22 protein-coding genes are annotated in these 26767 nt (G+C 57.0%); 11 read left to right on the plus strand and 11 right to left on the minus strand.

From position 1 onward, the window contains the following. Window positions 1-45 precede the first annotated feature (45 nt). Entirely contained in the window at window positions 46-921 is an 876-nt protein-coding gene (gene glyQ / locus CVU69_10705; GenBank protein PKN11804.1) for a glycine--tRNA ligase subunit alpha, read from the plus strand. 3 nt (window positions 922-924) lie between these two features. Then, entirely contained in the window at window positions 925-2988 is a 2064-nt protein-coding gene (locus tag CVU69_10710) for a glycine--tRNA ligase subunit beta (GenBank protein PKN11805.1), read from the plus strand. Between the two features lie 150 nt (window positions 2989-3138). On the opposite strand, the gene mce is transcribed toward CVU69_10710, so the two are convergent. The 5 genes from mce to CVU69_10735 all read right to left on the minus strand — a co-directional run bounded on the left by mce (window position 3139) and on the right by CVU69_10735 (window position 10802). Next, window positions 3139-3546, minus strand: a complete 408-nt coding sequence (gene mce / locus CVU69_10715; protein PKN11806.1) for a methylmalonyl-CoA epimerase — start codon at window positions 3544-3546, stop codon at window positions 3139-3141. A 1-nt stretch (window position 3547) separates the two neighbouring features. Then, window positions 3548-5203 carry a methylmalonyl-CoA mutase gene (locus CVU69_10720; protein PKN11807.1) on the minus strand — a complete coding sequence of 552 codons (1656 nt, stop codon included), beginning with the start codon at window positions 5201-5203 and terminating at the stop codon, window positions 3548-3550. A gap of 201 nt (window positions 5204-5404) precedes the next feature. Continuing rightward, window positions 5405-5965 carry a Cro/Cl family transcriptional regulator gene (locus CVU69_10725; GenBank protein ID PKN11829.1) on the minus strand — a complete coding sequence of 187 codons (561 nt, stop codon included), beginning with the start codon at window positions 5963-5965 and terminating at the stop codon, window positions 5405-5407. Between the two features lie 176 nt (window positions 5966-6141). Continuing rightward, window positions 6142-9045, minus strand: coding sequence for a biotin carboxylase (locus CVU69_10730; GenBank protein PKN11808.1), 2904 nt, complete (start codon window positions 9043-9045; stop codon window positions 6142-6144). A gap of 32 nt (window positions 9046-9077) precedes the next feature. After that, on the minus strand, window positions 9078-10802 hold the full coding sequence (locus CVU69_10735) for an acetyl-CoA carboxylase carboxyltransferase subunit (GenBank protein ID PKN11809.1): 1725 nt from the start codon (window positions 10800-10802) through the stop codon (window positions 9078-9080). 388 nt (window positions 10803-11190) lie between these two features. Here CVU69_10735 and CVU69_10740 point away from each other — a divergent pair, with 388 nt between their 5' ends. From CVU69_10740 to CVU69_10770, 7 genes are all read left to right on the plus strand, one after another. Further along, window positions 11191-12279: a hypothetical protein gene (locus CVU69_10740; protein PKN11810.1), complete on the plus strand. Its 1089-nt coding sequence runs from the start codon at window positions 11191-11193 to the stop codon at window positions 12277-12279. A 2-nt stretch (window positions 12280-12281) separates the two neighbouring features. Beyond that, window positions 12282-13046, plus strand: coding sequence for a futalosine hydrolase (gene mqnB / locus CVU69_10745; GenBank protein ID PKN11811.1), 765 nt, complete (start codon window positions 12282-12284; stop codon window positions 13044-13046). Further along, window positions 13043-13882, plus strand: coding sequence for a 1,4-dihydroxy-6-naphthoate synthase (locus tag CVU69_10750; GenBank protein ID PKN11812.1), 840 nt, complete (start codon window positions 13043-13045; stop codon window positions 13880-13882). The genes mqnB and CVU69_10750 overlap by 4 nt, the downstream gene beginning before the upstream one ends. A gap of 21 nt (window positions 13883-13903) precedes the next feature. After that, window positions 13904-14266 carry a hypothetical protein gene (locus tag CVU69_10755; protein ID PKN11813.1) on the plus strand — a complete coding sequence of 121 codons (363 nt, stop codon included), beginning with the start codon at window positions 13904-13906 and terminating at the stop codon, window positions 14264-14266. A gap of 170 nt (window positions 14267-14436) precedes the next feature. Further along, window positions 14437-14748, plus strand: coding sequence for a phasin superfamily protein (locus CVU69_10760; protein ID PKN11814.1), 312 nt, complete (start codon window positions 14437-14439; stop codon window positions 14746-14748). Then, window positions 14742-16430 (plus strand): ubiquinone biosynthesis protein UbiB, encoded by a 1689-nt coding sequence (locus CVU69_10765; protein PKN11815.1) that lies wholly within the window; start codon window positions 14742-14744, stop codon window positions 16428-16430. The genes CVU69_10760 and CVU69_10765 overlap by 7 nt, the downstream gene beginning before the upstream one ends. 167 nt (window positions 16431-16597) lie before the next feature. Next, on the plus strand, window positions 16598-17506 hold the full coding sequence (locus CVU69_10770) for a UDP-3-O-[3-hydroxymyristoyl] N-acetylglucosamine deacetylase (GenBank protein PKN11816.1): 909 nt from the start codon (window positions 16598-16600) through the stop codon (window positions 17504-17506). A 78-nt stretch (window positions 17507-17584) separates the two neighbouring features. Here the strand turns inward: CVU69_10770 and CVU69_10775 are convergent, their stop codons facing one another. From CVU69_10775 to CVU69_10800, 6 genes are all read right to left on the minus strand, one after another. After that, the gene (locus CVU69_10775) at window positions 17585-18181 is read right to left on the minus strand and encodes a non-canonical purine NTP pyrophosphatase (protein ID PKN11817.1); all 597 of its coding nucleotides are present in this window, start codon (window positions 18179-18181) and stop codon (window positions 17585-17587) included. Then, window positions 18181-18909 (minus strand): ribonuclease PH, encoded by a 729-nt coding sequence (locus CVU69_10780; protein PKN11818.1) that lies wholly within the window; start codon window positions 18907-18909, stop codon window positions 18181-18183. Before CVU69_10780 ends, CVU69_10775 begins: the two co-directional genes overlap by 1 nt. Then, window positions 18890-19939 (minus strand): hypothetical protein, encoded by a 1050-nt coding sequence (locus tag CVU69_10785; protein ID PKN11819.1) that lies wholly within the window; start codon window positions 19937-19939, stop codon window positions 18890-18892. Before CVU69_10785 ends, CVU69_10780 begins: the two co-directional genes overlap by 20 nt. Next, window positions 19936-21072, minus strand: coding sequence for a peptidase M20 (locus tag CVU69_10790; protein ID PKN11820.1), 1137 nt, complete (start codon window positions 21070-21072; stop codon window positions 19936-19938). The genes CVU69_10785 and CVU69_10790 overlap by 4 nt, the downstream gene beginning before the upstream one ends. 84 nt (window positions 21073-21156) lie before the next feature. After that, window positions 21157-22194: a hypothetical protein gene (locus CVU69_10795; protein PKN11821.1), complete on the minus strand. Its 1038-nt coding sequence runs from the start codon at window positions 22192-22194 to the stop codon at window positions 21157-21159. A gap of 92 nt (window positions 22195-22286) precedes the next feature. Next, the gene (locus tag CVU69_10800) at window positions 22287-23516 is read right to left on the minus strand and encodes an MFS transporter (GenBank protein PKN11822.1); all 1230 of its coding nucleotides are present in this window, start codon (window positions 23514-23516) and stop codon (window positions 22287-22289) included. A 107-nt stretch (window positions 23517-23623) separates the two neighbouring features. On the opposite strand from CVU69_10800, the gene CVU69_10805 reads away from it, so the two are divergent. Beyond that, window positions 23624-25672: a thioredoxin domain-containing protein gene (locus tag CVU69_10805; GenBank protein PKN11823.1), complete on the plus strand. Its 2049-nt coding sequence runs from the start codon at window positions 23624-23626 to the stop codon at window positions 25670-25672. Window positions 25673-26231: 559 nt separating this feature from the next. Continuing rightward, complete coding sequence (locus tag CVU69_10810) at window positions 26232-26654, plus strand: hypothetical protein (GenBank protein ID PKN11824.1); 423 nt, start codon at window positions 26232-26234, stop codon at window positions 26652-26654. Window positions 26655-26767: the final 113 nt, after the last annotated feature.

Genomic DNA, 26767 nt, shown 5'->3' on the forward strand with positions numbered 1-26767 from the left:
CCACTTTTTCGTGTTATCAAAATCTTAGCTCCTTCCGGAGGCATCGTGACCTTTCAAAATCTTATCCTCTCTCTGCAAGGGTATTGGGCCAATCAGGGGTGCATCATTCAGCAGCCCTACGACACCGAAAAGGGGGCCGGCACCTTCAATCCCGCCACCTTCCTGCGCGTTCTCGGCCCCGAGCCCTGGAATGTCGCTTATGTTGAACCTTCGCGCCGCCCCACCGACGGCCGCTACGGCGAGAACCCGAACCGGTTGCAGCACTACTACCAGTTTCAGGTGATCATGAAGCCGTCCCCCTCCAACATCCTCGATCTTTACCTCGACTCCCTTAAGTCCTTTGGTATCGATCCGAAGAAACACGACATCCGTTTTGTCGAGGATGACTGGGAATCACCGACTCTCGGCGCCTGGGGCCTCGGCTGGGAGGTCTGGCTCGACGGCATGGAGATCACCCAGTTCACCTACTTCCAGCAGGCCGGCGGCATCGACCTCAAGCCGATCCCGGCGGAGATCACCTACGGCTGCGAGCGCATCGCCATGTATCTGCAGGGGGTCGATAACGTTTACGACCTGGAGTGGACCAAGGGGATCAAGTACGGCGACATCCACCATCGCAGTGAAGTCGAATTCTCGACTCACAACTTCGAAGAAGCCGATGTGGCGATGCTGTTGCAGCTCTTCACCATGTACGAGAAAGAGTGCATTCGCCTCGTCGCTAAGGGACTAACCCTCCCCGCTTATGACTATGTGATGAAATGCTCGCACACCTTCAATCTCCTCGATGCCCGCGGTGCCATCTCCGTCACCGAGCGTGCCTCCTATATCGGCCGGGTGCGCAATGTGGCGAAACTCTGCGCCGAGGGATACCTCAAGCTGCGTGAAGAACTCGGATTCCCCCTGCTTAAAGGAGGCCGTTAAGCCATGGCAAAAGAACTACTCTTAGAGATCGGCAGCGAAGAGATTCCCGCCGGATTCCTCCCCAAGGCCATGGCCGACATGGAAGCGCTCATCCGCAAAGAGTTGGAGAGCGCCCGCATCGAATTCTCCGCCATTGAAACGATGGCCGCGCCGCGCCGCCTCGTCCTGGTAGTACGCGACCTGGCTGAGGAGCAGCCGAACCTCTTTGTCCGGGCGATGGGTCCGGCCAAAGCCGTTGCTTTTGGCGCTGACGGTACCCCGAGCAAGGCCGCGGAAGGTTTTGCCCGCGGTCAGGGAGTGGCGGTCAGCGACCTCAAGATCGTCGCAACTGAAAAGGGCGAATATCTCTGCGTCGAAAAGGAAGAGAGCGGCCGGCCGACAGCGCAGCTCCTGGCTGAAATCCTCCCCCGCCTGATCAGTTCCATCCCCTTCAAGAAGTCGATGCGCTGGAAAGATCTCGACGTCCGCTTTGCCCGGCCGATCCATTGGATCGTTGCCCTCTACGGCGGCGAAATCGTCCCCTTCAGCTTCGGCGATATCCACAGCTGCAACACCTCCTGCGGCCATCGTTTCATGGCCAACACCCCCTTTGTGGTGCGGGATTTTGCCGATTATCTGGCCCAATGCGAAGCCCACTGTGTCATCCCCTCCCCGGCCCGGCGGCGCGAGATTATCAGCCGCGACATCGCTGCCCTGGCGAAGAGCGCGGGTGGTGAAGTTCTTGCCGATGCGGGGCTCCTTGAAGAAGTTTCCTTCCTTTGCGAATACCCGAGCGCTGTCCTCGGCACCTTCAACCCCGATTTCCTCCAGGTGCCGAAAGAGGTGCTGATTACCTCGATGCGCAGCCACCAGCGCTACTTCTCTCTGGTCGATGCGGACGGCAAGCTCCTCCCCTGCTTCATCACCATCAACAATACCTTGAGTGACGATCCGGGTGTCGTCGTCAAGGGGAATGAGCGCGTCCTGCGCGCCCGCCTCTCCGATGCGCGCTTCTTCTATGAAGAGGATCAGAAGGTCCCCCTCTCCGAGCGGGTCGAAGCGCTAAAGAGCGTCGTCTATCAACAGAAGCTCGGCACCTCCTACGAGAAGATGGAGCGCTTCCGCGCCCTTGCCGGCCTCCTCGCCAGCCGCTTCGTCCCGGAACTGCAACCTGCCACCGAGCGCGCCGCCACCCTCTGCAAGGCGGATCTGGTCTCGGGGATGGTCGGTGAATTCCCCGAGGTGCAGGGGATCATGGGGCGCGACTATGCCCTGAAGCAGGGGGAGAGTGTAGAAGTGGCCAACGCGATTGCCGAGCACTACCTGCCGACCTCGGCCGGCGGCGAGCTGCCGGCTTCGGCGATCGGCGCCTTTGTTTCCCTTGCTGACAAGCTCGACACCATCTGCGGCTGCTTCGGCGTCGGTCTCATCCCCACCGGTTCGGCTGACCCTTATGCCCTGCGCCGCTGTGCCATCGGCATCCTTAATATCGTCATCAGCCGCAACCTGACCCTTTCGCTCCCGGAGCTGATCGGACAGAGCCTCGATCTCCTCAACGCCAAACTGACCCGGCCCCGCGCCGAGGTGCAGGCTGAGGTGATCGAATTCTTCCGCGGCCGCCTCCTTAATATCCTCACCAGTCAGGGCTATGCGACCGATCTCGTCGAAGCAGTCCTTTCCGCCTCGTTCGACGATCCGACCGACGCCTGCGAGCGGGTCAAAGCCCTCGCCGCTCTCAAGGACCAGGCCGACTTCGAACCATTGGCCGCTGCCTTCAAACGCATCGGCAACATTATCAAGGGGGGCGTTGAGGCACCCATCGAACCGGCCCTCTTCGAAACCGAATGCGAGAGCGCCCTCTTCAATGAGCTGCAAAAGGTGGAAGCCGGCCTCGAACTCTGTCTGGAGAAGCGTGATTACAACACGGCGCTGCGGGCGATTGCCGCCCTGCGTCCGACTGTCGACGCCTTCTTCGACGGCGTCATGGTCATGGCCGAGAATCCACAGGTGCGCACCAACCGCCTTGCCCTTCTCACCAGCGCCGGCCGGCTCTTCTCCGGGATTGCGGACTTTGGCAAGATTGCCTGATTTTAAATTGTATTAGCGAAAGAAAGGGCCGTCTCCTGTGGAGACGGCCCTTTCTTTTTATGGTGGGGGCGCCCCTTGTGGGTGCCCTGATTGTTTCCGGTGATAAACAAGGGCACCCACGAGGGGTGCCCCTACCAATCTATTTTTCTGTTAATGCCCCCCGCCCTGACAAAGCTCGGTCAAAACCCCGCCGCTCGCTTTGGGGTGAAGGAAGGCGATACGGGTACCGTGCGCTCCACAGCGCGGGACTTCGTCGATAAGGCGGACGCCGGCGGCTTTGAGCTTGGCGAGAGTGGCGACAAGGTCATCGACTTCGTAGGCGATGTGGTGCGTCCCTTCGCCGTTCTTTTCGAGGAACTTCGCCACCGGAGAATCGTCGGCGGTCGGCTCTAAAAGTTCGACCCGGCTTTCGCCGACGGCGAAGAAGGCAACTTTCACCTTCTGCTCGGCGACGACTTCCGTTCCTTCAAAAGTCATTCCGAGGACATCACGGTAAAAGGGGGTGGAAGCGTCAATGCTCCTAACCGCCACGCCGATATGATTGATTTTTTTTGTCATCTTACAGAACTACCGTCTCTTGATGCTCACCAAAGACACCACGCAGGACATCAGAGATTTCGCCGAGGGAGGCATAGACCTTGACCGCGTCGAGGATGAAGGGGAGGAGATTCTCGGTCCCGGTCGCGGCAACTTTGAGGGCGGCGAGCTTCGCGGCAACAGCGGCATTATCGCGGCCCGCCTTGATAGCAGCGAGGGACTTCTTCTGGGCAATCTCCACCTCGGGTTTAACCTTGAGCAGACCGGTCGGCGGGCCTTCCTGAACGATGAATTGATTAACGCCGACGATGACCAGGTCGTTGGTCTCAATCGATTTCTGATAGGAAAAAGCGGAATCCTGAATCTCTTTCTGCTGAAAACCACGACTGATCGCTTCGGCAGCGCCGCCGAGTTCGTCGATCTTGGCGATGTAGGCGAGAGCCTGCGCTTCGATCTGATCGGTAAGGCTCTCGACCAGATAAGAACCGGCGAGGGGATCGATCGAGTCGGCGACCCCGGATTCATAAGCGATGACCTGCTGGGTACGGAGAGCGATTCGCACCGACGCTTCGGTCGGCAAAGCGAGGGCTTCGTCGCGGCTGTTGGTGTGCAGCGACTGGGTACCGCCGAGGACGGCGGAGAGAGCCTGAATCGTCACGCGCATGATGTTATTGTCGGGCTGCTGCGCGGTGAGGGTACAGCCGGCGGTCTGGGTGTGGAAGCGCAGCATCATCGAGCGGGGATCGGTGGCGTTAAAACGCTCCTTCATCACCTTGGCCCAGATGCGGCGGGCGGCACGAAACTTGGCGACCTCTTCGAAAAGGTTGTTGTGGGCATTGAAGAAGAAGGCGAGGCGCGGAGCGAACTCATCGACCTTGAGGCCGGCCTTGATCGCCGCTTCGACGTAGGCGATGCCGTCAGCAAGGGTGAAGGCGACTTCCTGCACTGCCGAGGAACCGGCTTCGCGGATGTGGTAGCCGGAGATGGAGATGGTATTCCACTGCGGCACATGATCCTTGCAGTAGGCGAAGATGTCGGTGATGACCCGCATCGACTCCTGCGGCGGATAGATGTAGGTGCCGCGCGCCATATACTCCTTGAGGATGTCGTTCTGAATCGTCCCCATGACCTTGTCGGAAGAGATCCCGTTCTTCTCGGCGACAGCAATGTACATGCAGAGGAGGACCGCCGCGGTCGCGTTGATCGTCATCGAGGTCGAGACTTTGTCGAGGGGGATCTGATCGAAAAGGATCTCCATGTCAGCGAGGGTATCGATGGCAACCCCGACCTTGCCGACTTCACCGTTGGCCATGTCGCTGTCGGAATCGTAACCCATCTGCGTCGGCAGATCGAAAGCGACGGAGAGGCCGGTCTGACCGGCGCCAAGGAGATAGCGGTAGCGCTCGTTCGACTCTTTGGCGGTGCCGAAACCGGCATATTGACGCATCGTCCAGAACTGGCCGCGATACATGGTCGGCTGCACGCCGCGAGTGTAAGGGTACTCACCGGGCAGGCCGAGTTTCTCCATATAGCCGGGGACGTCGAAATCCGGAGTAAAGACCCGCTCCATTTCGAGATTGGAACTGGTCAGAAAAGTCTTTTTGCGCTCGGCCCGTTTGTCAATGACCTTCTTGAGGGTAGAGGCTTCCCAACGCTTTTTCTCTTCCTGGATCTTCATATGCGAAACTCCTTGAATTCTTTTGTGAGCAAACTTGAACAAACCAAAATCGTTTCACACGGATAACTTCGGATAGAATCTGATAAAAATCTGATCAAACGGTTAAAGGGTCTCATCCGCTTTTATCCGAAGTTATCAGATTTGACCCGTGTGAAACTGTCTTTTTTTCTGTTTGGTCCGGCTTGTCCGGCTTAGGGGGATTTAACGGGTGACGACGGCCAGGACTTTTAATTCTTCACCTTCGACGCAGAGCATGCGGTGGCGCAGGGAGGAATCAAAATAGATCGCATCCCCCTCTTCAAGGATCAAGCGCTCATTTTCGAGAAGGATTTCCGCTTTCCCCTGCAGAATCAGAAGGAATTCTTCGCCGTCATGATTATACAGGGTCTCTTCTTCCGGACGCTCATTGACGGTGAGCATGAACGGTTCCATCTTTTTGTTGCGCTTGCGAAAAGAAAGAGCTTCATAGGTATAGCCGTGTCCACTCCCCGATTTGGAGATGACCCGACTGACGACCCGCCGTTCCGCTTTGCGCACCACTTCGAACTTGCGATCTTCTTCTTCATCGTCAAAAAAGGTACCGATCTTCACATCGAAGAAACGGGCAATCTTCGAGAGGGTGGCAATGGGGGGGGAAACATTGTTGTTCTCGATCTGCGAGATCAAGGCGGGAGAGAAGCCGGTTTCGCGGGCGACATCCTGCAACGTCAGTTTCCGGGCCTTGCGTAACTTCTTGATCTTCGCACCGATATTGAACTGCATAGCCATTACGCCCTCTGTCCGTCAGAAATTCGTTGTTGCCTTGGTTTAAATTAAATAAAAAGGGGTGTCAATAAATTTATTGCGGCTAACGTTCTGTCCTTGTTTCCTTGCTCTTTGGCAAAAAATCCCCCGTCCGTTCCGGGACGGGGGATTTTTTGCCACTCATCTTTGCAGAATCAGTCGAGAATCGCCGTCAAATATTCACCGGTGCGGCTGCGCCGTTCGCGATCGACCTCTTTCTGATCGATTTCAACGAACTTCTCGTCCGGGGTAATCTTGAAGAGCGGCTGCCCCTTACTGACTATCGTGCCATCGCTCCCCTGCATGACAATCTTGTCGATAGTCCCGGAGAAGGGGGCATAGACCTTATTGAACATCTTCATGACTTCGATAATATAAAGGGGATCGCCCTGCTCGAAGTGCATCCCTTCGGTGACAAAGGGGGGCATTCCCGGCGCTTCCTGTCCATAGTACATGCCGCCACAGACCGCAACAATTTCGTCGGCCTTGGTCGCCGGCGGCGGAACAAGAATCTTCTTCATCCGCGCCTGAAGATCAAGATCGAAGAGGTAGTCAGGGATAGTCACTTCGAGATCTTCTTCGACGCGCATCTCCCAGAACTTGGTCTTCTCGCCGATCATAAAGAGCATGCCGAGGAGTTCCATACCGGCTTCGTAGCCGAAGTGGGCCGAACGGATCTGCTCCCAGGTCGTTGCATCGAATTCGCCGTGCGGCGTATCACTGGCCAGCAACTCGCTGAGTTTAAAGTATTCATCGCGGCCGAGCCCAAGATTCTCGCGCAGCGTCCGGTAAAAACGGATCGATTGCTGGAGGAGGTCATTATCATGCCCCCAGATGATCTCGGCCGCCGGTTTATGAGGGCGCTGCGCCATGTGCAGGAACTCATAAGTCTCGCTTAGCACCCCGAGTGGATTACGTAACCAGATGACTTTGCCGTTTTCAAAGCGGAAGTTCTTGGTGTTAACACTCAGCCAACCGGAAAGGAGATGCGGGTCAGCGAGAAGGCGCTCGATCGGGCGGGTGATCAGCGTCCCCTTACGATCGAGAAGAGCCGACATATTCTTGCGCTCTTTGGCGGCAACCTCAGGTTGATCGGCAAAACGCTCTGCAATCAGCTTGTCGTAATGCTTCTTCATCTGCAGGAAGGCGTAGATCGGATCGAGTTTATTCGCTTCCTCTTTGAGGGTACCGACCAGAGTCAGGTAAGGGACGACAAAACGCGTCGTCGGCTTGGCCATGACGTTACGGCCGAGGAACCAGCTGACCAGACCGTAGTGGAAGTTAAGATTGGTCGCCAGGGCGCTGCCACGCAGCGTCGTGCTGCAAAGGACATCCGAGAGAGCCTGATAACTCTCCAGACGATCTTCTCCCTTGGTCAGCAACAGGGCGATGTTCGAATCGTAAGCGCCGGCGACTTTATATTTCACGAAGATGCCGGTATCCGGGTTGACCAGACAGATCCCCTGGTCATCACGGACCTCGCCGTTGATCGGCTTCGACCAGTAACGGATCATCCCGCCGGCGTGCGGCGACAAAGAATCGTCGGTCGCATTGAGACGGGCTTCGACCGAAGCATTATAGCGGACAAAACGCTCCGGCTTGGGGAGGCGCTCTTTGTGGCGGGCCAACAGTGCCATCGCCTCAACCAGGGACTCGACGACAAAGAAGTCATTTTTGTCTTTTGGATTGGTAAATTTCAGGCTGTAGCAAAGCTCGGTGACGCGATGTTCAACCTGGATACGGGTATTGACTTCCATGAAGTAGTGACGGTCGCGGTCAACGATACATTCAAAAGTCGAAGCCGAATCGAGGCCAACCGCCAGACCGAAACGGGCCGATTCCTCCTCCATCTTCTTGAGGACGTTGAGATCACTCTCCAGCGCTGCGACTTCCGCTTTCTTGCCGGCAGCCTTGGCCTTGGCAATCGCGGCCAGCAGACCTTCCTGCGTCACCGAGACTTCAAGGAGTTTCTGTTCATGCATCTGCAGCGAGCAGTCGCGTCCGCCGAGGGAGACACACCATTCGCCGTTGCCGAGCAGCTGAATTTCGTTGTGGCGAGTCTGTTCGATATTGAGCTCGACGAGGACGTTCTTGTTGTCGCCGACCCCGTTCGCCTTGACTTCGTTGAGGACTTCGCGCACCAGCGTCGGCGCTTCCGCCGCCGCCTTGAGGATCATCTTTTCGTCGGCATTCTTGGCCGCGAGGAGCGAGCCGCCAAGGATACGCTGACCCTTACCACCACCACCGCCGATTGCCTTGATGCGGAAGCGGCTGCGCGGATGTTTACGGAACAGCTCGGCCACCTCTTGCTGTACCTGAGCACAGAGTTCATCGATGCTGTAGAGATCAATCCCTTTGGCGTAGGAGGCCATAAGGATATGATCCGCCAGAGTTTCCAGCGGGAGATTGCTGTCGGCGAGGAGGGCTTTGTCGCAGGTGAGACCGTTGGCCTTGACGAGATCGACCAGATTTTCGCGGGTCGGATACTTCTTGATCAGAGTCCGGGCCGTGACATTGTTGATGCCCGGGGTGACGCTGACATTGACGGAGAGAGCGGTGCGTTTCGCTTCGTCCTTCTTGCCGGCGCGGGCCTGGGTTCGGGCGCAGGGGCCGATAAACTTCAGTCCGGCCGCTTCGATCGCCGCCACGAACTCCTCATCTTCGGCCATGAAGCCGTAGCCGGCAAAGATCGAATCGTAGTTGTTATCATGGGCGATGCTGATGATCTGGTTGATACGCTCGACACGCTCTTCCTTGCTCGCTCCGGAATAATCGGGAACACGGTGGACGCGGCTCGAATCGGTAAGCTGGCGCAGTTCCGGGGCCAGAGCATTTGGATAAACGATGGAATCCTTTTCGGAGAGGAGGATGCCGAAGTGGCTGATCCCCATCTCGGTGTAGACATCCATCGCCTCTTTGCGGATTGGGCCGCGGCAGACGATGAGCGGCTTGAGATCTTCACATGCAAAGGAACGAACCCACTCGGAGGTCGACTTCCCGAGTCGGCGATCGCGATGGATCAGAGGATTATTGGTATAATTTTCAGAAGCGTGAAACATAGGTCTCTATCTCCAGTCTGATAGTTTTAAGATCAATGGAACTCGCGCTGAACCGCTTGCATCGCCGAGGGCTGATAGTGGCGGAGGAAGAAGTTGAGATTTTCTCCCAGCACCTTACGCAGATCGGTGGGCATGACGAGGGAAGAGATCGAGCCGAGACTGAGAGCCTCCTTGGGATTCATCAACTCTTTTTCATAGCGCTGATTGAGTTCGATATCACGGACCTTAAGCCACTCCGCCGTCTCTTTCTCAGCTTCGTTGCGGGCTGCGCCGGCGTCCATGCCGGCAGCAACGCGCTCGGCAATCCCCTGCTTGAGACGTTCGGCACCGGAGCTGCGCATCTTGCGGACTTCATCCTTGTAGACGAACTCCTTGCCGGCCGGACCCATGACCGCGAGGCGGGTGGTCGGCAGGGCGAGGACGAGATCGGCGCCGGTCGGGTAGTTGTTGTAGGAAGCATATGCGCCGCCGTAAGCGTTACGGAGAATCAGCAGGATACGCGGGGTGCGGATGTCGACGATGGAGTCGAGCATGGCTCGACCGGCCTGAATGATGCCGCGGGTCTCCTGATCTTTGCCGGGAAGGAAGCCGGTGGTGTCCTCCATGAAGATCATCGGAATATTGTAGATATTGCAGAACCGGTTGAAACGGGCAATCTTGTAGGCAGCATCGATGTCGATCTGACCGGAAGCAACGGCGCTGTTGTTGGCGACGAAGCCGACGACGTTGCCGCCAAGGCGACCAAAGGCGGTGACGACGTTGCGGGCGCGGTCGCGCTGCATTTCGAAGTAATCGCCATGGTCGCAGATCTGCTGAATGAGGATCGAGACATCAAAGGGGGTATTGAAGCCGGTCGGTGAATTGAAGGCTTTCTTGAGCAGGGTGTTGATCTCCCAGGTTTTACGATCAAGGGGATCACTGGTTGCCTGGAAGGGGGCCATGACCCGGTTGTTGTCGGGGAGATAAGAGAGGAGCTGAATGGCAGTGCGCAGGGCATCGACTTCATCCTCAACGGTCAGGTCGGCAACGCCGGACTGGCCATGGACGTTGGGGCCACCGAGCTCTTCCGGGGTGACATCTTCGCCGAGGACCGACTTGACCACGCCCGGCCCGGTCAGACCGAAAAAGGTGTCATTCGGCTGGATGACGAATGACCCCTGACGCGGCAGATAAGAGCCCCCACCGGCATTGAAGCCGAACATGCACATGATCGAGGGGACGACGCCACTGATCTTGCGCAGGGCAGTGAAGGCCTCGGCATAACCGTCAAGACCGCCGACCCCGGCCGGGACAAAGGCGCCGGCGGAATCGTTCATACCGATGACCGGAATCCCCTTCTCCCCGGCCATCTGGAAGAGAAGGGCAAGCTTGCGACCGTTGGTAGCGTCGATGGAGCCGGCGCGCACGGTGAAGTCATGGCCATAAAGAGCCACATCGCGACCGCGAATATTGAGGATGCCGGTGACCAGTGAGGCGCCGTCGAGATTCTTTCCCCAGTTCTGGAAAAGAATATTCGGCTCCTTCTCGGTGAGGACGCTGATCCGCTCCCAAACGGTCATGCGCTTTTTAAAGTGCTGCTTTTCAATCTGCTCGATACTCACTGATTTGATCGGACGCTGAATCAGGTCGTAACCTTGCTTCATCGCCTCTTCATAGCCGCCGGCTGCCCGGGATATTTCACCGGGGATATTAAATTCAACCTTCTCGGGCGGATCAAACGGGTTCTTCAGGGACGGTTTAATCGCTTGTTTCGACATGGGGTTCATTCCTTTGGCTGGACAAGAATAGGGGTTAGACCCAACAACGGGGGGGGTACCGACAGTGAAAAATATAAAGTAGTTTTACGAAGCGGATATACCGAAAATGGTGGGAAATGTCAACAACAAGATTTTATTCACGGTAAATTATTTCACCTCAGTAAAATAGGTTTATTTCAAGTAAAAATATTTCAAAAAGCATTTGATGAAAAATCAAAACCTGTTTCCTCTCTTCCCTCCTCTCGTCTTCAGCCCTGCCCAAGCTGTCGTTGCGTAAACCGATCAGCGCTTTAAACGCCACGGCCGCCCCTTTGCCCGAAGTTGACTTTTATCGGCCATTCATTTACTTATTAGTCTCTTAAGTCACTTTGTCCTTACGGAGTCCCGCTTGCCAGACCGCTCCTTCGACTTTCCTCTCGGTTTGCGCCCCTGGCCGAATCCCCGGCGCCTGCGTCGCCCTCTTCTTAAAGAGGGTTATCGTCTTGAACGACTGGAAAATTCTCCGGACGCTTTTCGTCTAACCGCAGTCCTCGGGGCAGGCAAACTGACTGCTTTTTTTCAGGACTTCGCCCGACTCCTCCCGAATGAAGCCTTCTTTGTTCTTGAATTTTATGAAAACGAAGGAGACGTCGCCAGCACAGAGGAAGCGGCGCCCCGCATCTATTATTCTGATTATCTCCCTACAAGGGAGATCATTGAGGTCATCACCCCCTATCTACCCCGGCTCATTCATGACGGCTTTGTTGGCTTTGGCCTGGCCAGCAACCGTGCCGGCCTCGAAATGTTCTACTCGGAAGAGAAGGTCATTACCTGTTTTACCGACAATCACCTGCGCCTCACCCACCTCTTGGCCCGCCATGGTCTGCCGCACAAGGAGCATCTCCCGCTCCCGGCAGATTTCGGCCACGACCATCTTTCCCTGCTTTGTCATCACCGCACGCAGCTCCCGGCCCCCTTCGCGACAATGACTCCCCACCAACTCGATTTTCTGATTTTTTGCCAGGAGATTATCGAACAACTCGGGATGTACCCGGTCGAAGAGTCCCTCTCCTTCTTTTTGACCCGCAAAGAGCAGGACCAAATCGCCCAACGGCTGGCGGAGCGGCCCGAATTTGCAGAGTTTATCGATCTGGCCGAAGACGATTTCGGAGTGCTCCTCTTCGACTGGAATGACTTTGTCAACGCCTGCGCTGAAGGCTTTGACGGCGATCTCGCCGACTATCAGTATGGTCTACAGCTACGCGATCTGCTGCAATTTGTCTACGAAGGGGTCACGGCCCCCCTTCAGCGCAAACTGCAAGAAGTCATGGCTGAAAGTGATGCCATCTTTCGCGGCCTCCTGCAGGATCAACGCAAGCGGATCGATGCGCCAAACACCATCCCGATGCGCTCCGATCGCTTCTGGTGCCACGGGGTGATTACCACTCAGGGTGCCAATTTGCGCCGTGACCTGATTCGTTGCGGCTGGTATAAATAGCGATGAAAACAACTCCGTTACGACCCACTATTGCCATCCTCGCGGCTGTCCCTCTGGAAACGGAACTGATCCGCTCCTACTGGGGGCCATGGAAGATCTCCAATCTGGGCGGATTCCATCTTTACAAACGCAAGTCTGCGGGGATGACGCTCGAACTTTTGCACAGCGGCGTCGGCAAAGCCAACGCTGCGGCCGCCGCCACCCTATTAGCCTTGCATCAACCGCAAGCATTGCTGGTGATCGGCTGCGGCGGCGCCCTTCCCGGCAGCGGGTTGCAGGTTGGCGACCTCGCTCTCGCCAGCAGTGAAATCTTTGGCGACGAAGGGGTAATGACACCGCTCGGTTTTCAGGATCTCGAAGCAATGCACCTCCCCCTTCTCAGCGTCTCATCCCCTCCCCTGTACAATACCTGCCCCGTCGACCCGGACTGGCAGCAACGCGCTGGAGAGAAATTGCCCCCCTTTGCTGCGGTCGCAGGAATTTCTCTGGTGACCGGCCCCTTTGTCACGGTCTCGACCTGTTCGGGGACCACCGCCGGCGGCGAGATTCTCGCCCGTCGCAGCGGCGGCATCTGCGAAAACATGGAAGGGGCTGCGGCCGCCCTGGTCTGTGCCCGCCACAATATCCCCTTTTGTGAAGTGCGCGGCATCTCCAACCTTGTCGAAGATCGCAACCTTGAGCGTTGGGATCTCGTCGGCGCCGCCGGGATTGCCCAACAAGCCCTCATTGCCCTTTTGAGTACCGAACCCGGTCAGGTCTCCGCATGAACTCTTCGGCCCTGCGTCTCGGCTATTCGCCCTGCCCCAACGATACCTTCATCTTTTATGCACTGACGCATGGCCGCATCCCCCTGCACGGCTTCAGCATCCGCGAAGAACTTGCCGATGTCGAGACCCTCAACCGCCGCGCCTTGGCACGGGAGCTTGATCTGACCAAAATTTCCTACCACGCCTTTGGTCACCTGCGCAACGAGTATGCCCTGCTGCGCAGTGGCGGCGCCCTCGGACGCGGTTGCGGTCCGCTGGTTGTCGCCCGCCAGGCGACGAGCCTGGAGCGTTTGCGCGGGAAACTGATCGCCATCCCCGGCGAATTGACGACGGCGAATCTGCTGCTGCAGCTGCGCGGCTCCGGCTATGAGCGACTACAGATCCTCCCCTTTGATAAAATTGTCGCGGCGGTAGCCAGCGGCAGCGTCGAGGCCGGCTTGATCATCCACGAATCGCGCTTCACCTTTGCGGAACATGGCCTGGTCGCCGTCGAAGATCTCGGTGCCTGGTGGGAAGAGCTCACCGGCTTACCGATCCCCCTGGGCGGGATACTCGCCCGGCGCTCCCTCGGGCGCGAAATTATCGAAGAGGTGGAGAGTGCCATCCTTGCCAGCGTCCGCTATGCCTTCGACCATCCTGAGGAAACACGGCCCTACATTCGCTCCCATGCTCAGGAACTGGATGACGCGGTCATCCAGCAGCACATCGATCTTTATGTGAATCATTTTTCCCTCGATCTTGGCGAGGAAGGTTTGGCCGCGGTCCATGAACTTTTACACCGCGCCGCTGCAGCGGGGATCATTCCCCCCTCCTCCCTCCCCCTCGGCCCCCTGTAAAGCCAGTAAAGGATGAACCCCATGAACCAGTTCAACGATCCCCGCTACAAGAAACTCCTCAAAAAATTTGAAGGGATGACCCGTACCGAAATCATCTCGCGCCTCAAATGGGTCAAGGATCGCAACCTCACCTATCGGGCAGCTCACGAAGCGATCATGCTCTCGGCGGCTGCCACTGGCATCCCTTATGGCAAGATTGCCGAAAAGATGGCGGAGAACCACGGCTTCAGTAATTGGCTCACCCTCAAGTGCCTGCTGCTGATGAAGGCAAAGTTCGACATCAAGGTCGATGAAATTCCCCCCTATCCCAACAAGAACTGGAAGGAGGTGGCGAGTGGCATCGTCAAGCGCAAAAAGGCACCCGAAACGCCGGCCGCCGGATAACCCTCTGTGAAGCAGGAGCGCCCCAAATAACGCCCGATTGTTCGGGGCGTTCCTGCTGTCTGCAGCTTTTTTAATCAAGAAAACCATTTTCTCCTTCCCTCCTCGCTTGAGTCAGCTATAATCTTCTCCATCTGGGTTTTAAGCAGTTTTTCTTCTTACTGGAGGACAGCATGATTACTCTTTTTGAAAAGACGGCGATGATGGGCATGGGGGCACTCTCCCTCAGCCAGAAGAAGGCGGAGGAACTGCTCAATGAACTGAAGGAACGGATCGGCTGCAGCGAAGAAGAAGGACGGGCCCTGCTGGAAAAGTTGAAGGCGCAGGCCGAAGAGCAAAAGAATCTGCTCACTAAAGCAGCCGAAGAAGAAGTACAAAAGGCCTGTGACCGTCTGGGTCTGGTCCGGCGCGAAGAGTTTGAGCGCCTGGCAGCGCGGCTTGATGCTCTGGAAAAGCGGGAGGCATCACAAGACCCGGCATGCTGAATGTTTTCGGCTTCAACCGCAACCTGCGCAACCTGAAACGCACCCGCACCATCTTTGCGGTCCTGGCGAAGTACGGACTCGGCCATCTCCTTGATGCCCTGCATGTCAGCGATTATCTGCTCGCCGCCAAGATCATACTCGGGCGCCGCCGCGGCCAGGAGATTGAGCGGCTCAGTACCCAGGTGCGTTTACGCCTGGCGATGGAGGAACTCGGCCCGACCTTTATCAAGCTGGGCCAACTCCTTTCGACCCGCCCGGATCTGATCCCCGCTGATTATGCCGACGAGCTCGGCAAACTGCAGGACCAGGTGACACCGATCCCCTTTGCGCCCCTTGGTGCGCAGATCGAAAGCGCCCTGCAACAACCGCTAAATGCCCTTTACGCCTTTATCAATGAAACCCCCCTCGCCGCCGGCTCCATTGCCCAGGTCCATCGCGCCCGCCTGCACAGTGGCGAGGAGGTGGTCATCAAGGTACGGCGCCCCGATATTGAAGCGATTATCGAGACCGATCTCGACATCCTTGCCGGTCTTGCTGCCATGATCGAGAAACACGACCCGACATTGGCGCATTATGAACTGAGCGGGGTGGTGCGTGAATTGCGCCGGGTGCTGCGCAATGAGATCAACCTGACGCACGAAGGTCAGATCATCAAGCGCTTCGCGACCTACTTCGCCAAGGACCGGACTGTGCGCCTGCCACGGGTCTACGCCGAGCTCACTGCCGAGACCGTCCTGACCCTCGAATATATCGACGGCATCAAAGTTTCGGATCGCGATGCCCTGATCGAAAAGGGGCACAGCCCCAAACAGATCGCCCGTAATGGCGCGGTCTTCTTTCTCAAACAGGTCCTTGATTTTGGCATCTTCCACGGCGACCCCCATCCCGGCAACTTCTTTATCCTCGAAGGCGGGATCATCTGTATGTTCGACTTTGGCATGGTCGGTCATCTCAGCGAAGATGTCCGCGACTATCTGGTCGATCTCCTGCTGGCGGTCCTCGGTCGCGATCCCGACCGGATTGTCAGTCTCCTTTCCTGCTCGGGGGACCTTCCCGATGAAGTCAATCTGCCGAATCTGCGTCATGACCTCGCCTTCTTTATCGACAACTACTACGACATTCCGCTGCACGAAATTAATACCGGCCGGCTGCTGGATGAATTCTTCGGAATTCTCAGCCTCTACCGCATCCGCTTCTCCCCTGACCTGATGCTTTTGGCCAAGGCCCTGGTCACCATCGAAGGGATCGGTCGCAAACTCGATCCCGACTTCAACATGATTGTTCACCTCAAACCCTTCATGGAGAAGATTGTCCGAAAAAAGGTCAGCCCCGCCTATATCGGCAAAGAGGCCTCGCGCGTTCTCATGTCCTTTGCCACCCTGTTCAAGAACCTGCCGCGCGACCTGCAAGCCTTTATCAACCGGCTTAACCATAATCGATTTAAAATCGAACTAGAACATCGAGGCCTTGACCGCCTGATCAACGACCTTGACCGTTCCAGCAACCGCATCTCCTTCAGCCTGCTGATCGCTGCTTTGATAATCGGTTCATCGCTGATCATGCAGACCGAAAAGGGTCCGTTGCTCTTCGGCTTTCCGGCCCTCGGTTTTATCGGCTATTCTATCGCCGGTTTTCTTGGCCTATGGCTCGCGATTGCCATTCTCCGCTCCGGGCGGCTCTAGCCGCTGTGGCTTTTACGACACGCCTCGTCAGGGTTGCAACATAACGGCCACAACTGCTCCTGCCATTAAGAAAATAAAACCGAAACAATTACAAATATTTACCAGAAAAAACCCCATGGTACAATTCATGCAGACCATATTAGTATCCCAGCAAAACGGAGGATACGATGCTTTATCAAACAACTCTGGCACAATCGATCACCTTTGACGGAATCGGCCTTCACTCGGGACGGGCCATTCGTATGACCTTGCGTCCTGCCGAAGCCGGCCGCGGCATTGTCTTTCACCGCAGCGAAGGGACAAAGACCGTCTCGATCGAAGCGATTTCGGCCAATGTCGTCGATACCCGCCTCGCCACCGTCCTCGGCAAGAACGACCTCAGCGTCTCGACCGTCGAACACCTCCTCGGTGCCCTGCGCGCTCTCGGGATCGACAACCTGCATATCGACATCAACGGCCCGGAAGTGCCGGTAATGGACGGCAGCGCCGCCCCCTTTATCAGTGCTCTGCAGAATGCCGGCATTGTGCAGCAACGCCGCGAGCGGAAATATCTCGTTATTCGCAAGCCCTTCACCGTTGTCGATGGCGACAAATCGGTATCGGTCACCCCTTCCCGTTTTTATCGGATCAGCTGCGAAATCGACTTCAATCATCCGGCCATCGGCCGGCAGCAGCGCACCATGAAGATCGATGCAGAGAGCTTTGTCAAAGAGATTGCCGGTGCCCGCACTTTCGGCTTTTTGCGCGAAGTCGAACACCTCAAATCGATCGGCCTGTGCCGCGGTGGTTCCCTGGAGAATGCGGTTGTCCTCTCCGAGGCAGAGGTCCTCAACCCGGAGGGATTGCGCTGGGTCGATGAATTCGTTCGCCACAAGATCCTTGATGCCGTCGGCGACTTCAGCCTTGCCGGCTATTCGCTCATCGGCCACATCCACGCCGTCAAACCCGGTCACGACATGAACCATCGCTTTATCGAGGGGCTTCTCGCCGCGAAAGACTGCTGGCACCTGGTCAGCGCTACCCGCGAAGTCGAGCGCCCTTTCTGCGCAGCGTTGCCGGCCATGGCCCACGCTTGAGCTAAATCAGTCCCCTCAAAATACAAAAGAGCGGACAGTCTTCGGACTGTCCGCTCTTTTTCGTTCTGCGGGCTGCACCTACGAAAATCTGCCCTCCTGCAATACTGCGACAACCTGTACCAGAGCCTGGGCGCGATGACTTATGCGGTTCTTCTCCGCCAACGGAATCTCGGCCAGCGTCCGCTGCTCTCCGGCTACAACAAAGAGAGGATCATAACCGAAACCTTCTGTCCCCCGCAGCTCACTGATTATTCTTCCCTCCAGCCGCCCCGCAAACGTTTGACAACTCCCGTCCGGGACACAAAGTGCCATGACACAGACAAAAGCTGCCGCCCTTTGCTCCGGAGACAGCGTCGCCAGCGCGGCAAGGAGCTTGCGGTTGTTGGCAGCATCGTCGGCAGCTTCCCCGGCATAGCGGGCCGAATGGATTCCCGGCGCGCCCTCCAGGGCTGCGACCTCCAGACCGGAATCATCGGCAAGGGTGAGACGTCCGGTCAGACGGGCAATCGTTGCCGCTTTCTTCGTGGCATTTTCCGCAAAAGTGAGACCATCCTCGACGATTTCGGGGAGCTCGGGAAATTCCTCAACCCCGCGGACAATAATCTGCAGCGGGGAAAGGAGGGCTCTAATCTCTTTGAGTTTTCCGGGATTGCGGGTGGCAACGATCAGTTCCATTACCCCTCCGCCAAAGACTTTTGCTGCAATAACGCCAGCTGAGCACACCCCTGCAGAGCGAGATCACGGAGGAGATCGAGTTCGGCACCGGTAAAGGGTTCAGCCTCGGCCGTCCCCTGTACCTCGACAAAACGGCCGTCGCCGGTGACAACCACGTTCATGTCAACATCCGCACGGGAATCTTCTTCATAACAAAGATCAAGCATTGGCACGCCGCCAACGATACCGACGCTTACCGCGGCGACCGTATCCCGTAGCGGCGAGGTCTTCAGCTTCCCTTGTGCCACTAAACCGTTGAGAGCATCGGCAAGGGCGACCCAGGCACCGGTAATCGCGGCAGTCCGCGTTCCGCCATCAGCCTGGAGGACATCACAATCGATCTGAATACTCCTTTCCCCGAGGGCGGAAAGATCGATGACCGCCCGCAGCGAGCGGCCGATCAAGCGCTGAATTTCATGGGTACGCCCTCCCACCTTACCCTTGGTCGACTCGCGGGGGGAACGGGTGTGGGTGGCGCGGGGGAGCATGGAATACTCCGCAGTGACCCACCCCTGCCCTTTGCCACGCAGAAAGGGGGGGACACTCTCTTCGATCGTGGCGTTGCACAGCACCTTGGTGGCCCCGAACTCGACGAGGACGGACCCTTCGGCATATCGGGTAAAGTGACGAGTCAGGATAATTGGCCGTAATTGCTGATCCTGACGACCATCATTGCGTAACTGGGACATCTGTCGTTCTCCTGAGCCGATTGACGGCATAATTTTTCACCCCGAGAGCCAGAGCACGGGCAATCCGCTCCTGCCCGTCCCCGCTACTGAGCAGGCTGAGTTCTCCGGGGTTGGTGAGATAACCGAGTTCCAGCAGGATCGCCGGGAACGGGGTCCGGTTGAGGGGGGACAAAGTGACGCGCTCAAAGGAACAATCGGCTACGCCGGCACCTTGCAAGGCGGCATCGAGACTTTGCGCCAATAAGAAGCTGTCGTCTGCGTGGTCACTTTCTGGCAGAAAATAGAGGGTGCAACCGTGAGTATGCGAGCTTTTCCAGGCACTGGCATGCAAGGAGAGGAGAATATTTTCCGAGGCAGTGCCGTGGATCTCACCAGCGCGTCGGCTCTGGGATGCGGCATAATCGCCATCGCGCGTCAAGCGAACTGGTGCCAGCCCCTCCATCTTGAGAATTTTTTCGAGTCGCCGGGCGAGGGCCAGAGTCAGATCCTTCTCCTTTATCCCTTCGGGGCTGATCGCGCCGGGATCATCACCGCCGTGACCGGGATCGATGACAATCTGCTGTAAAGGCAGTGGCGCCGTCGAAGACTCATTTTCTTCGTTAAACTGGAAATGTTTCTTTGGCCGATCAACTGCGTCGTGATTGCTGTAGATGATTTTTAAGCCGAGTAGACGCGGCAGATGGGTTGTTACCACCTCTTCCGGAACACAGAGCTCGCCGGCAAAGAAGCGCGGCGCCTGTTGCAGTGTCACAGAGCGTTTGCCGTAACGGAGTTGGTGATTCCCCGGTGCCAGGAGGATGGCATCCGGTTTGGTGCTGATCCAGTAAAGACGCTTGGCGCCATCCCAAATGCCGATGAGCTGCAAGGGGGGAAGAATCTCCCGCAACGGCAGAAAGATGGTGCCGTCACGGTGATAAACCGAGCGAATAAGGACAGTCTCCTTGGCATCGGCCAACCGGATTTCGACGACGGCTGCGCCGGTGTTGACGGTGCCGAGAAGAAAGATGAGGAAAAAGACAATTCGAATCATGCGGAGCGGATAATCTCGACCAGGAGCTCAGCCACCCCGGCCATGTCGGCCAGTGCCACCGATTCGTTGACGGTGTGAACATCGGTCATACCGGTGGCGAGAATAACGGTTTCAATCCCGAGAGCATTAAAGATATTGGCATCGGAGCCGCCACCGCCGGGGAGAAGTTCAAGCTGACGCCCCAGGCGATGCGCGGCAGCAACCGCGCCCTGCACCAACGGGGAATCGGCGGAGACGGCCATGCGTGGATATTCAGCAACAACCTGACAATGGGCTTCCGGGCAAATGAGGATACCATCGATGCTGCGGGCGGCTGCTGCCGCCGCCTCTTCGACCGCTGTAACCATCTGCCGGGTCTGCATCTCGAGCTTGAGCGGATCGTGACTACGCACCTCGCCCTTTAATTCAACGCGGCGCGGAATGATGTTGGTGGCGATGCCACCACTGATCGTGCCGATATTGGCGGTCGTCTCAAAATCGATACGGCCCAGTTTCATCCGGCTGATCGCAGCCGCCGCAATGGCAATGGCCGAGATGCCGGCCTCCGGAGCAATGCCGGCATGCGCTTCCCGGCCGGCAATGGTGAAATGGAGCTTGTTGGCGGCCGGGGCCGCCAGAATCAGCTTGTCGATGCCCGAGGTATCGAGTGCAAAACCGCGCCGGGATGTCAGCCGCCCGGCATCAAAGTGCTTGGCGCCGAGGAGGCCGACCTCTTCACAAACCGTCACGACAACTTCAAGGGGACCGTGCGGGATCTGCTCTTCGCGGAGGATTTCGAGAGCTTCGATAATCTCGGCAATCCCGGATTTGTCATCGGAACCGAGAATCGTTTCACCGATACTGGTAAAGATCCCGTTCTGCAGCTGTGGCTGGACAATGGCGCAGGGTTCCACTGTATCCATATGTACCGACAGCATCAGCGGTGCCGTATCCCGGCCGGTCGCGGCAAAACGAACGATGAGATTGTCGGCTTCCCCGCCGATCTTGGCGCCGGTGCCATCCCATTCGATACTCCCTCCCAGCGCCGAAAAGCGTTCGGCAAGATAGCGGGCCATCGCCCCTTCGCGGCGTGAAGGGCTACTGATGGCAGCCTGACGGGCAAACTCGCGGCTGAGGCGGTCAAGATTAAGCATAAAATTTCCTTTGGCAATAAAATCTGTTCCGTTTTTAGACCAGTTAGCGGACAGATGCAACCGGGAAAGGAGTAAAAAGATGGATTAAAGGGGTACCGGAGTCGACTCCACCCGAGGATGACTAGGCGGCTGCGCCCCCTTCCTGCCGCTGAAGTCGGCAATCAGGCTGAAGAAGAGGGCTGGAACCGGGGCGAAATTATCGTCTTCGGAAAAACGGAGTTTACTCCCGGTTTCAATATAGAGCCAATCCCTGTGAACCAGCTCTTTCCAGGCAAAGACGACAAGGTATTGCGTCATCTGCTTTTTCGGTGAAGTTTCACCCCGTGCTTCCAGTGAAAGGACATAGCCGCGCTCGTTTCCGAGTTGCCGAAGATAGGACAGAGAGTGCAGGTGCTCAAAGCCATTGGATTCTTGTGACAAAGTCCCTTCCTGATGCAGGCGAATAATGGCCCCCGGCTTGAGGGCATAATCAAGATCGTAACGGGTCGTCTCGCCAAAGCCGCTCGACTCGCGCCAATAGAATGACTGTCCGGGCTGCCAAAGGAATTTCCGGCCCAGAGGAATACGCAGTTGGCCACTCAATTCATTGTAGGGATCCAAGTTCGGGCGAAAACGCACTCCCAGCTGGTTCTGCACCAGATAGATATCACTTTTGGTAAAGACAAAACGTAGCGACGTATTAAATCCAAACCGGACGCGGGTGGATTCGATTGCCGGCAGATAAAAAGGGCTGGTGGACTTTTCCTCCTCCGTACGATCTAAATCCTCTCCCTCCCCGCTAAAGTAGAGACTGACCCGTTCTTCCAGACGGGGCAGGACAATCCGGGCACTGAGGCGCTGCAGGACCAGAAGATCCCCGTTACTGTCGACCTGCAGCCCGAGCTGTGCGAGAAGCCGCGTACGACGGTAATCAAAACGGCGATTATCGGGATTCAGAAAGAAGCTGTCGAGATATTCCGAAAGGGAAACCAGTCTTTCGGTCGTCCCCAGATGAAATCGGTCCGCCACTCTCGCGATCATGCCGGCTTCCTCCGCAGGCTCGGGAGCAGCCTCTGGAAGCTCTTGCGCTGAAACCGGCGCCGCCAGCAGGACAAGGAGAAGGAATCCGAAAAAATACTTCAACCAGCCACTCCTCTTCAGAGATTTTCAACAAAAAACAGGATGAAACGCACCCTGCATAAACATTAAAAGGCTACTCAGGCCCAGCGGGCTTGTCAAGTCGGCTCAATCTCCCTCGGTAACCGCAAAAGGAAGGCGGCTACAGCAAAAGCGCTCAGAATAAGGAGACTGATCATCATCGCCACACCGTTCCAGCCGCCCCACACCCAGAAGATCCCCCCGATTGTTCCTGAGATGCTCGATCCGAGATAATAGGCGAAGAGATAAATCGATGACGCCTGGGCCTTGGCCGTCCGGGCCCGCCGTCCGACCCAACTGGAAGCGATAGCGTGCGCACTGAAGAAGCCGCAGGTAAAGATGCCGACACCAAAGACAATCAGGAGCAAGGAGTTGTCAAGTGTGAGCAAGGTGCCGACGAGCATGGTACTCAGAGTCAGGCGAATCATGAAGTTGCGGCCAAAGCGGTTGATCAGACTGCCGACCACCCCGGAGCTGAAAGAGCCAAGGAGGTAGACGAGAAAGATCAGACTAACCTGTGACTGACTAAGATCATAGGGGGCGCCGAGGAGGCGAAAGCCGATATAGTTATAAAGGGAGACAAAGCCGCCCATGGACAGGAAAGCGAGAGCGTAGAGACAAAGGAGGCCGGGGTCATGGAGATGTTGATAAAGGGAGGTAACGAGATAGCGAATTCGGAAAGGTCGACGGACAAAGTTGGTCGAGGCGGGGAGGCTTTTGAAAAAGACCAGCGTCAAGACCAGACTGATGACACCGATCAGGGCGATCGCGGTCTGCCAGGGCATATAATCACAAAGGAACGCTGAACCGATACGGCCGGTCATCCCCCCCATGGCGTTACCACTGATATAAAGGCCCATCGCCGGAGCGATCGACTGCGCGTCCATCTCTTCGCCGAGATAAGCCATGGCCACGGACGGAACCCCGGCAAGGACCATCCCCTGCACCAGTCGCAGCACCAGCAGGGAGGTAAAGGAGGAGGTCAGATAAGTCGCCATTGCCAAAAATGAGGTCAACAGGAGGGCGACGGTCATGACCTGCCGCCGGCCGAGACTTTCCGAGAGGGTGCCGGCAATGAGCATCCCCACCGCCAGGGCGATGGTGGCGACGGAGAGGGGAAGACTGGCGATCGCCGGCGAAACCGAAAATTCGCGGGCAAAGAGGGGAAGGAGGGGCTGCACATCGTAAAGGGTGACAAAGGTGATGAATCCGGCGCAAAAGAGCGCCAGATTGACCCGCCGGAAGCGTGCCGTCCCGACCCGCACCTGTCCTTCTTTCGGCACCCGCTCTGCACCACCTTCATTCATTCCGGCTCTTCTCCGCAGTGACTTTCGCCCATATTTAAGGCAATGCAAAGCAAAGCACAAGTGCTATATTTTAATTGTGAAAGAGCAATATCCCCAGGGAGGATATCATGACCGATTCCACCGTTTTTTTCAGCCAGGAACGTATCACCCGGCTGCTCAAGATCGACCGCACCGCCCTCCCCGCCGACGGCGGCCCGGAGTTCAACCGCCTGATCTTTACCGCCAGCCCCTACCTGCTGCAGCACGCCGCAAACCCTGTCGACTGGTACCCCTGGGGGGAGGAAGCCTTTACCGCAGCCCGTGCCGCCGATCTGCCGATTTTCCTCTCCATCGGCTACGCCACCTGTCACTGGTGCCATGTCATGGAACACGAATCCTTCGAGGATGCCGAAGTCGCGGCGGCACTCAAGCGCAGCTGCATCGCCATCAAGGTCGATCGCGAAGAGCGACCCGATATCGACGAACACTACATGCTGGCGGCGCAGCTCCTCAGCGGCGGGGGCGGCTGGCCACTGACGATCCTTATGACTGCTGACAAGGAACCCTTCTTCGCCGCCACCTACCTCCCGAAGAGGTCACGCAGCGGCCGCCTCGGTCTCATCGAACTGATGGAGCGCCTCAGCGAGCTCTGGGATAGCGATCGCAGCAAGATCCTTGAAAACGGAGCGACACTGAATGCCGCCCTGCAGCAGCATTGCACCCCCGCGGCCGGCGATCTTCCCGACGAAAAGATCCTTGAGACGGCGACCCATCAGCTGACCGCCCTCTACGACCATCGCCATCACGGTTTCGGCGCCGCCCCGAAGTTTCCGATGCCCATCTACCACCTCTTCCTCCTCCGTTCCCACCGGCGCCACCGCCAGCCCGAGCTGTGCCGCATCGTCACCGAGACGCTGTCGGCGATGGCGGCCGGCGGCATCTACGACCAGCTCGGCTTCGGCTTCCACCGCTACAGCGTCGATGCCCAGTGGCTCGTACCCCACTTCGAAAAGATGCTCTACGATCAGGCTCTTATCGCCCTCGCCGCCTTCGAGACCTTCCAGAGCAGCGGCGACCCGCGCCCCCTCCAGCTCGCCGGCGAAATCCTCACCTATGTGCTTCGCGATCTCGCCGCTCCGGCGGGGGGCTTCTATGCCGCCGAGGACGCCGACAGCGAAGGGGAGGAAGGGACCTTCTATCTCTGGGATCAGGCGAAGTTCATCGAGATCCTCGGTCCGTCCGAGGGGGAAGGAGCCGCCCGCTACTGGGGGGTGACGACAAAGGGGAACTTCGAGGGGCGCAATATCCTGCACCGTCCCGCAGCCGCCGGCGATTGGCCGGCCGCTGCGGTTTGGCGGGAAAGATTATTGCGGGAGCGCAGCCAGCGGCCGCGCCCCTTGCGTGACGAAAAGATCCTCAGCGGCTGGAACGGCCTGACCATCGCCGCCCTAGGGCGCGGCTTCGCCATCACCGGCAAAGAGGAGTGGCGCGCAGCAGCCGTGGCGGCGGTCGCTTCTATCCGCGGCCGCCTGGTCGATCGCCACGGACGCCTGTTGCGCAGCGCCCATGCCGGGGTCGCCGCCATCCCCGCCTTTCTCGAAGATTACGCCTTCTACGTCTGGGGGCTGATCGAGCTTCATCAAGCGACCCTGCAGGAGGAGTTTCTCGACGATGCCCTGCAGCTGAGTCAGGAGATGCTCCGCCTCTTTGCCGCCCCGGACGGCGGCCTCTACAGCGTCGGCAGTGATGCCGACGATCTGCCGCTGCGCATGCAGAGCGCCATCGACGGCGTCATCCCCTCCGGCCTTGCCGTCGCCGCCCTCAACCTCCTGCGCCTCGGCGCCATCCGCGAAGACGAATCATTGACCGCCGCCGGCACCGGCATCCTCCGCTCGCAGATGGGGAGCATTCAAAAGCACCCCCTCTCGCACCTCTTCTCCCTCTGCACACTCGACTTTCTGCACGGCCCGCTTCTGGAGATCACCCTGCACGGCGGCACTGCCGAAGAGCAAGGCGCCATCGTCCACAGCTGCGCGCAGCGCTTCCTGCCGAATCTGGTATTGCGGCGCGGCCGCCGAGAGGGAGAGTTGCAGATCAATGTCTGCGCCGAAGGAAGCTGCCGCCCGCCCCTGGCTGATCATGCCGGAGTGGAGGCGCTGCTGGACGAGCTGGCTTGATCGGGAAGATCAATAGTTCGGGGAAAGGGCGGTTTCACACGGATGAGACGGATTGGACGGATAAGGGCGGATCAAGCAGAGCGAGACACGGATTAACCATGGAATCTGGCTGGATGTTGATGGTGGCTCTTGTTTATCCGTGAAAATCCGTACCATCAGATTTTATCCGTGTGCTGAATGCCCTTGAACGGATTATCTTCAAGATTTCCTTTGACAAAAGATGAGAATTTGACAAGAATCGAAACCGCTTGATTTTACTGGAGGGTTTCGATGCAGATACGCCTGAATGTAAAACCACCAACCGCCCGCCGCCAGTTTGCCGTCCGGGCGGTTTTGTGTAGCACCTGACCAAAAAATATTCTCTGCCGTTATTATGTTGCATGCAACACAACATCACCTCAGACGTATTATCTGTGAAAAACAGAGCTATTTTCAGGTAAATTCATGACAAATTTCCTGCAATTTCGCAAAATTAAGGCAGAAAAATGCGGATTATAGTTTTTAGGCCGCAAGTCACATAATCAAAAGTTTGGTCTATGTAATAGAAGGAGGCGAGACAATGGTTTATAAAATCGCGTGTTTAATCATTGTAAGCATGACATTATTTGCTGTATCAGGTGCGATGGCAGATTCTGAAAAGGAAAAAGTAGCCGAAACTGTAACACTAAAGTGGTTAAAGTTAATTGATGAGGGGCGCTATGCAGATAGTTGGAATGAAACCGCTCCATTATTTAAAAATTCAGTAAAGAAGGACCAATGGGAGCAGTCCCTCCAGACAGTAAGGGAACCACTCGGAAAATTGATTTATAGAGAGGTTAAGAGCAAAGCACATAAGACTTCCCTTCCCGGTGCTCCTGATGGACAATATGTCATTATTCAATTCGAAGCATCGTTTGAAAATAAGAAGTCAGCAATTGAAACCGTAACTCCTATGTTAGATAAGGACGGGAACTGGCGAGTTTCAGGTTACTACATTAACTAAGAACCCAACAATTCGGGGCCTGTAAAGGATTTTGTGTAAATGGGTTTGTCGGTTAATAAGTCGGCATCCTGTCGCCGAAGATGATCGTAAACTGATTGAGTGCCGATTTCCAG

It is taken from the genome of Deltaproteobacteria bacterium HGW-Deltaproteobacteria-4 (genome assembly GCA_002841765.1).
Lineage (GTDB): Bacteria > Desulfobacterota > Desulfuromonadia > Desulfuromonadales > UBA2197 > UBA2197.

Coding starts and splice junctions, on each gene's coding strand:
- CVU69_10710 (PKN11805.1), top strand. CDS start 925: ATGGCAAAAGAACTACTCTTAGAGATCGGCAGCGAAGAGATTCCCGCC.
- mce (PKN11806.1), bottom strand. CDS start 3,546: ATGACAAAAAAAATCAATCATATCGGCGTGGCGGTTAGGAGCATTGAC.
- CVU69_10720 (PKN11807.1), bottom strand. CDS start 5,203: ATGAAGATCCAGGAAGAGAAAAAGCGTTGGGAAGCCTCTACCCTCAAG.
- CVU69_10725 (PKN11829.1), bottom strand. CDS start 5,965: ATGCAGTTCAATATCGGTGCGAAGATCAAGAAGTTACGCAAGGCCCGG.
- CVU69_10730 (PKN11808.1), bottom strand. CDS start 9,045: ATGTTTCACGCTTCTGAAAATTATACCAATAATCCTCTGATCCATCGC.
- CVU69_10735 (PKN11809.1), bottom strand. CDS start 10,802: ATGTCGAAACAAGCGATTAAACCGTCCCTGAAGAACCCGTTTGATCCG.
- mqnB (PKN11811.1), top strand. CDS start 12,282: ATGAAAACAACTCCGTTACGACCCACTATTGCCATCCTCGCGGCTGTC.
- CVU69_10750 (PKN11812.1), top strand. CDS start 13,043: ATGAACTCTTCGGCCCTGCGTCTCGGCTATTCGCCCTGCCCCAACGAT.
- CVU69_10755 (PKN11813.1), top strand. CDS start 13,904: ATGAACCAGTTCAACGATCCCCGCTACAAGAAACTCCTCAAAAAATTT.
- CVU69_10760 (PKN11814.1), top strand. CDS start 14,437: ATGATTACTCTTTTTGAAAAGACGGCGATGATGGGCATGGGGGCACTC.
- CVU69_10765 (PKN11815.1), top strand. CDS start 14,742: ATGCTGAATGTTTTCGGCTTCAACCGCAACCTGCGCAACCTGAAACGC.
- CVU69_10770 (PKN11816.1), top strand. CDS start 16,598: ATGCTTTATCAAACAACTCTGGCACAATCGATCACCTTTGACGGAATC.
- CVU69_10775 (PKN11817.1), bottom strand. CDS start 18,181: ATGGAACTGATCGTTGCCACCCGCAATCCCGGAAAACTCAAAGAGATT.
- CVU69_10780 (PKN11818.1), bottom strand. CDS start 18,909: ATGTCCCAGTTACGCAATGATGGTCGTCAGGATCAGCAATTACGGCCA.
- CVU69_10785 (PKN11819.1), bottom strand. CDS start 19,939: ATGATTCGAATTGTCTTTTTCCTCATCTTTCTTCTCGGCACCGTCAAC.
- CVU69_10790 (PKN11820.1), bottom strand. CDS start 21,072: ATGCTTAATCTTGACCGCCTCAGCCGCGAGTTTGCCCGTCAGGCTGCC.
- CVU69_10800 (PKN11822.1), bottom strand. CDS start 23,516: ATGAATGAAGGTGGTGCAGAGCGGGTGCCGAAAGAAGGACAGGTGCGG.
- CVU69_10805 (PKN11823.1), top strand. CDS start 23,624: ATGACCGATTCCACCGTTTTTTTCAGCCAGGAACGTATCACCCGGCTG.
- CVU69_10810 (PKN11824.1), top strand. CDS start 26,232: ATGGTTTATAAAATCGCGTGTTTAATCATTGTAAGCATGACATTATTT.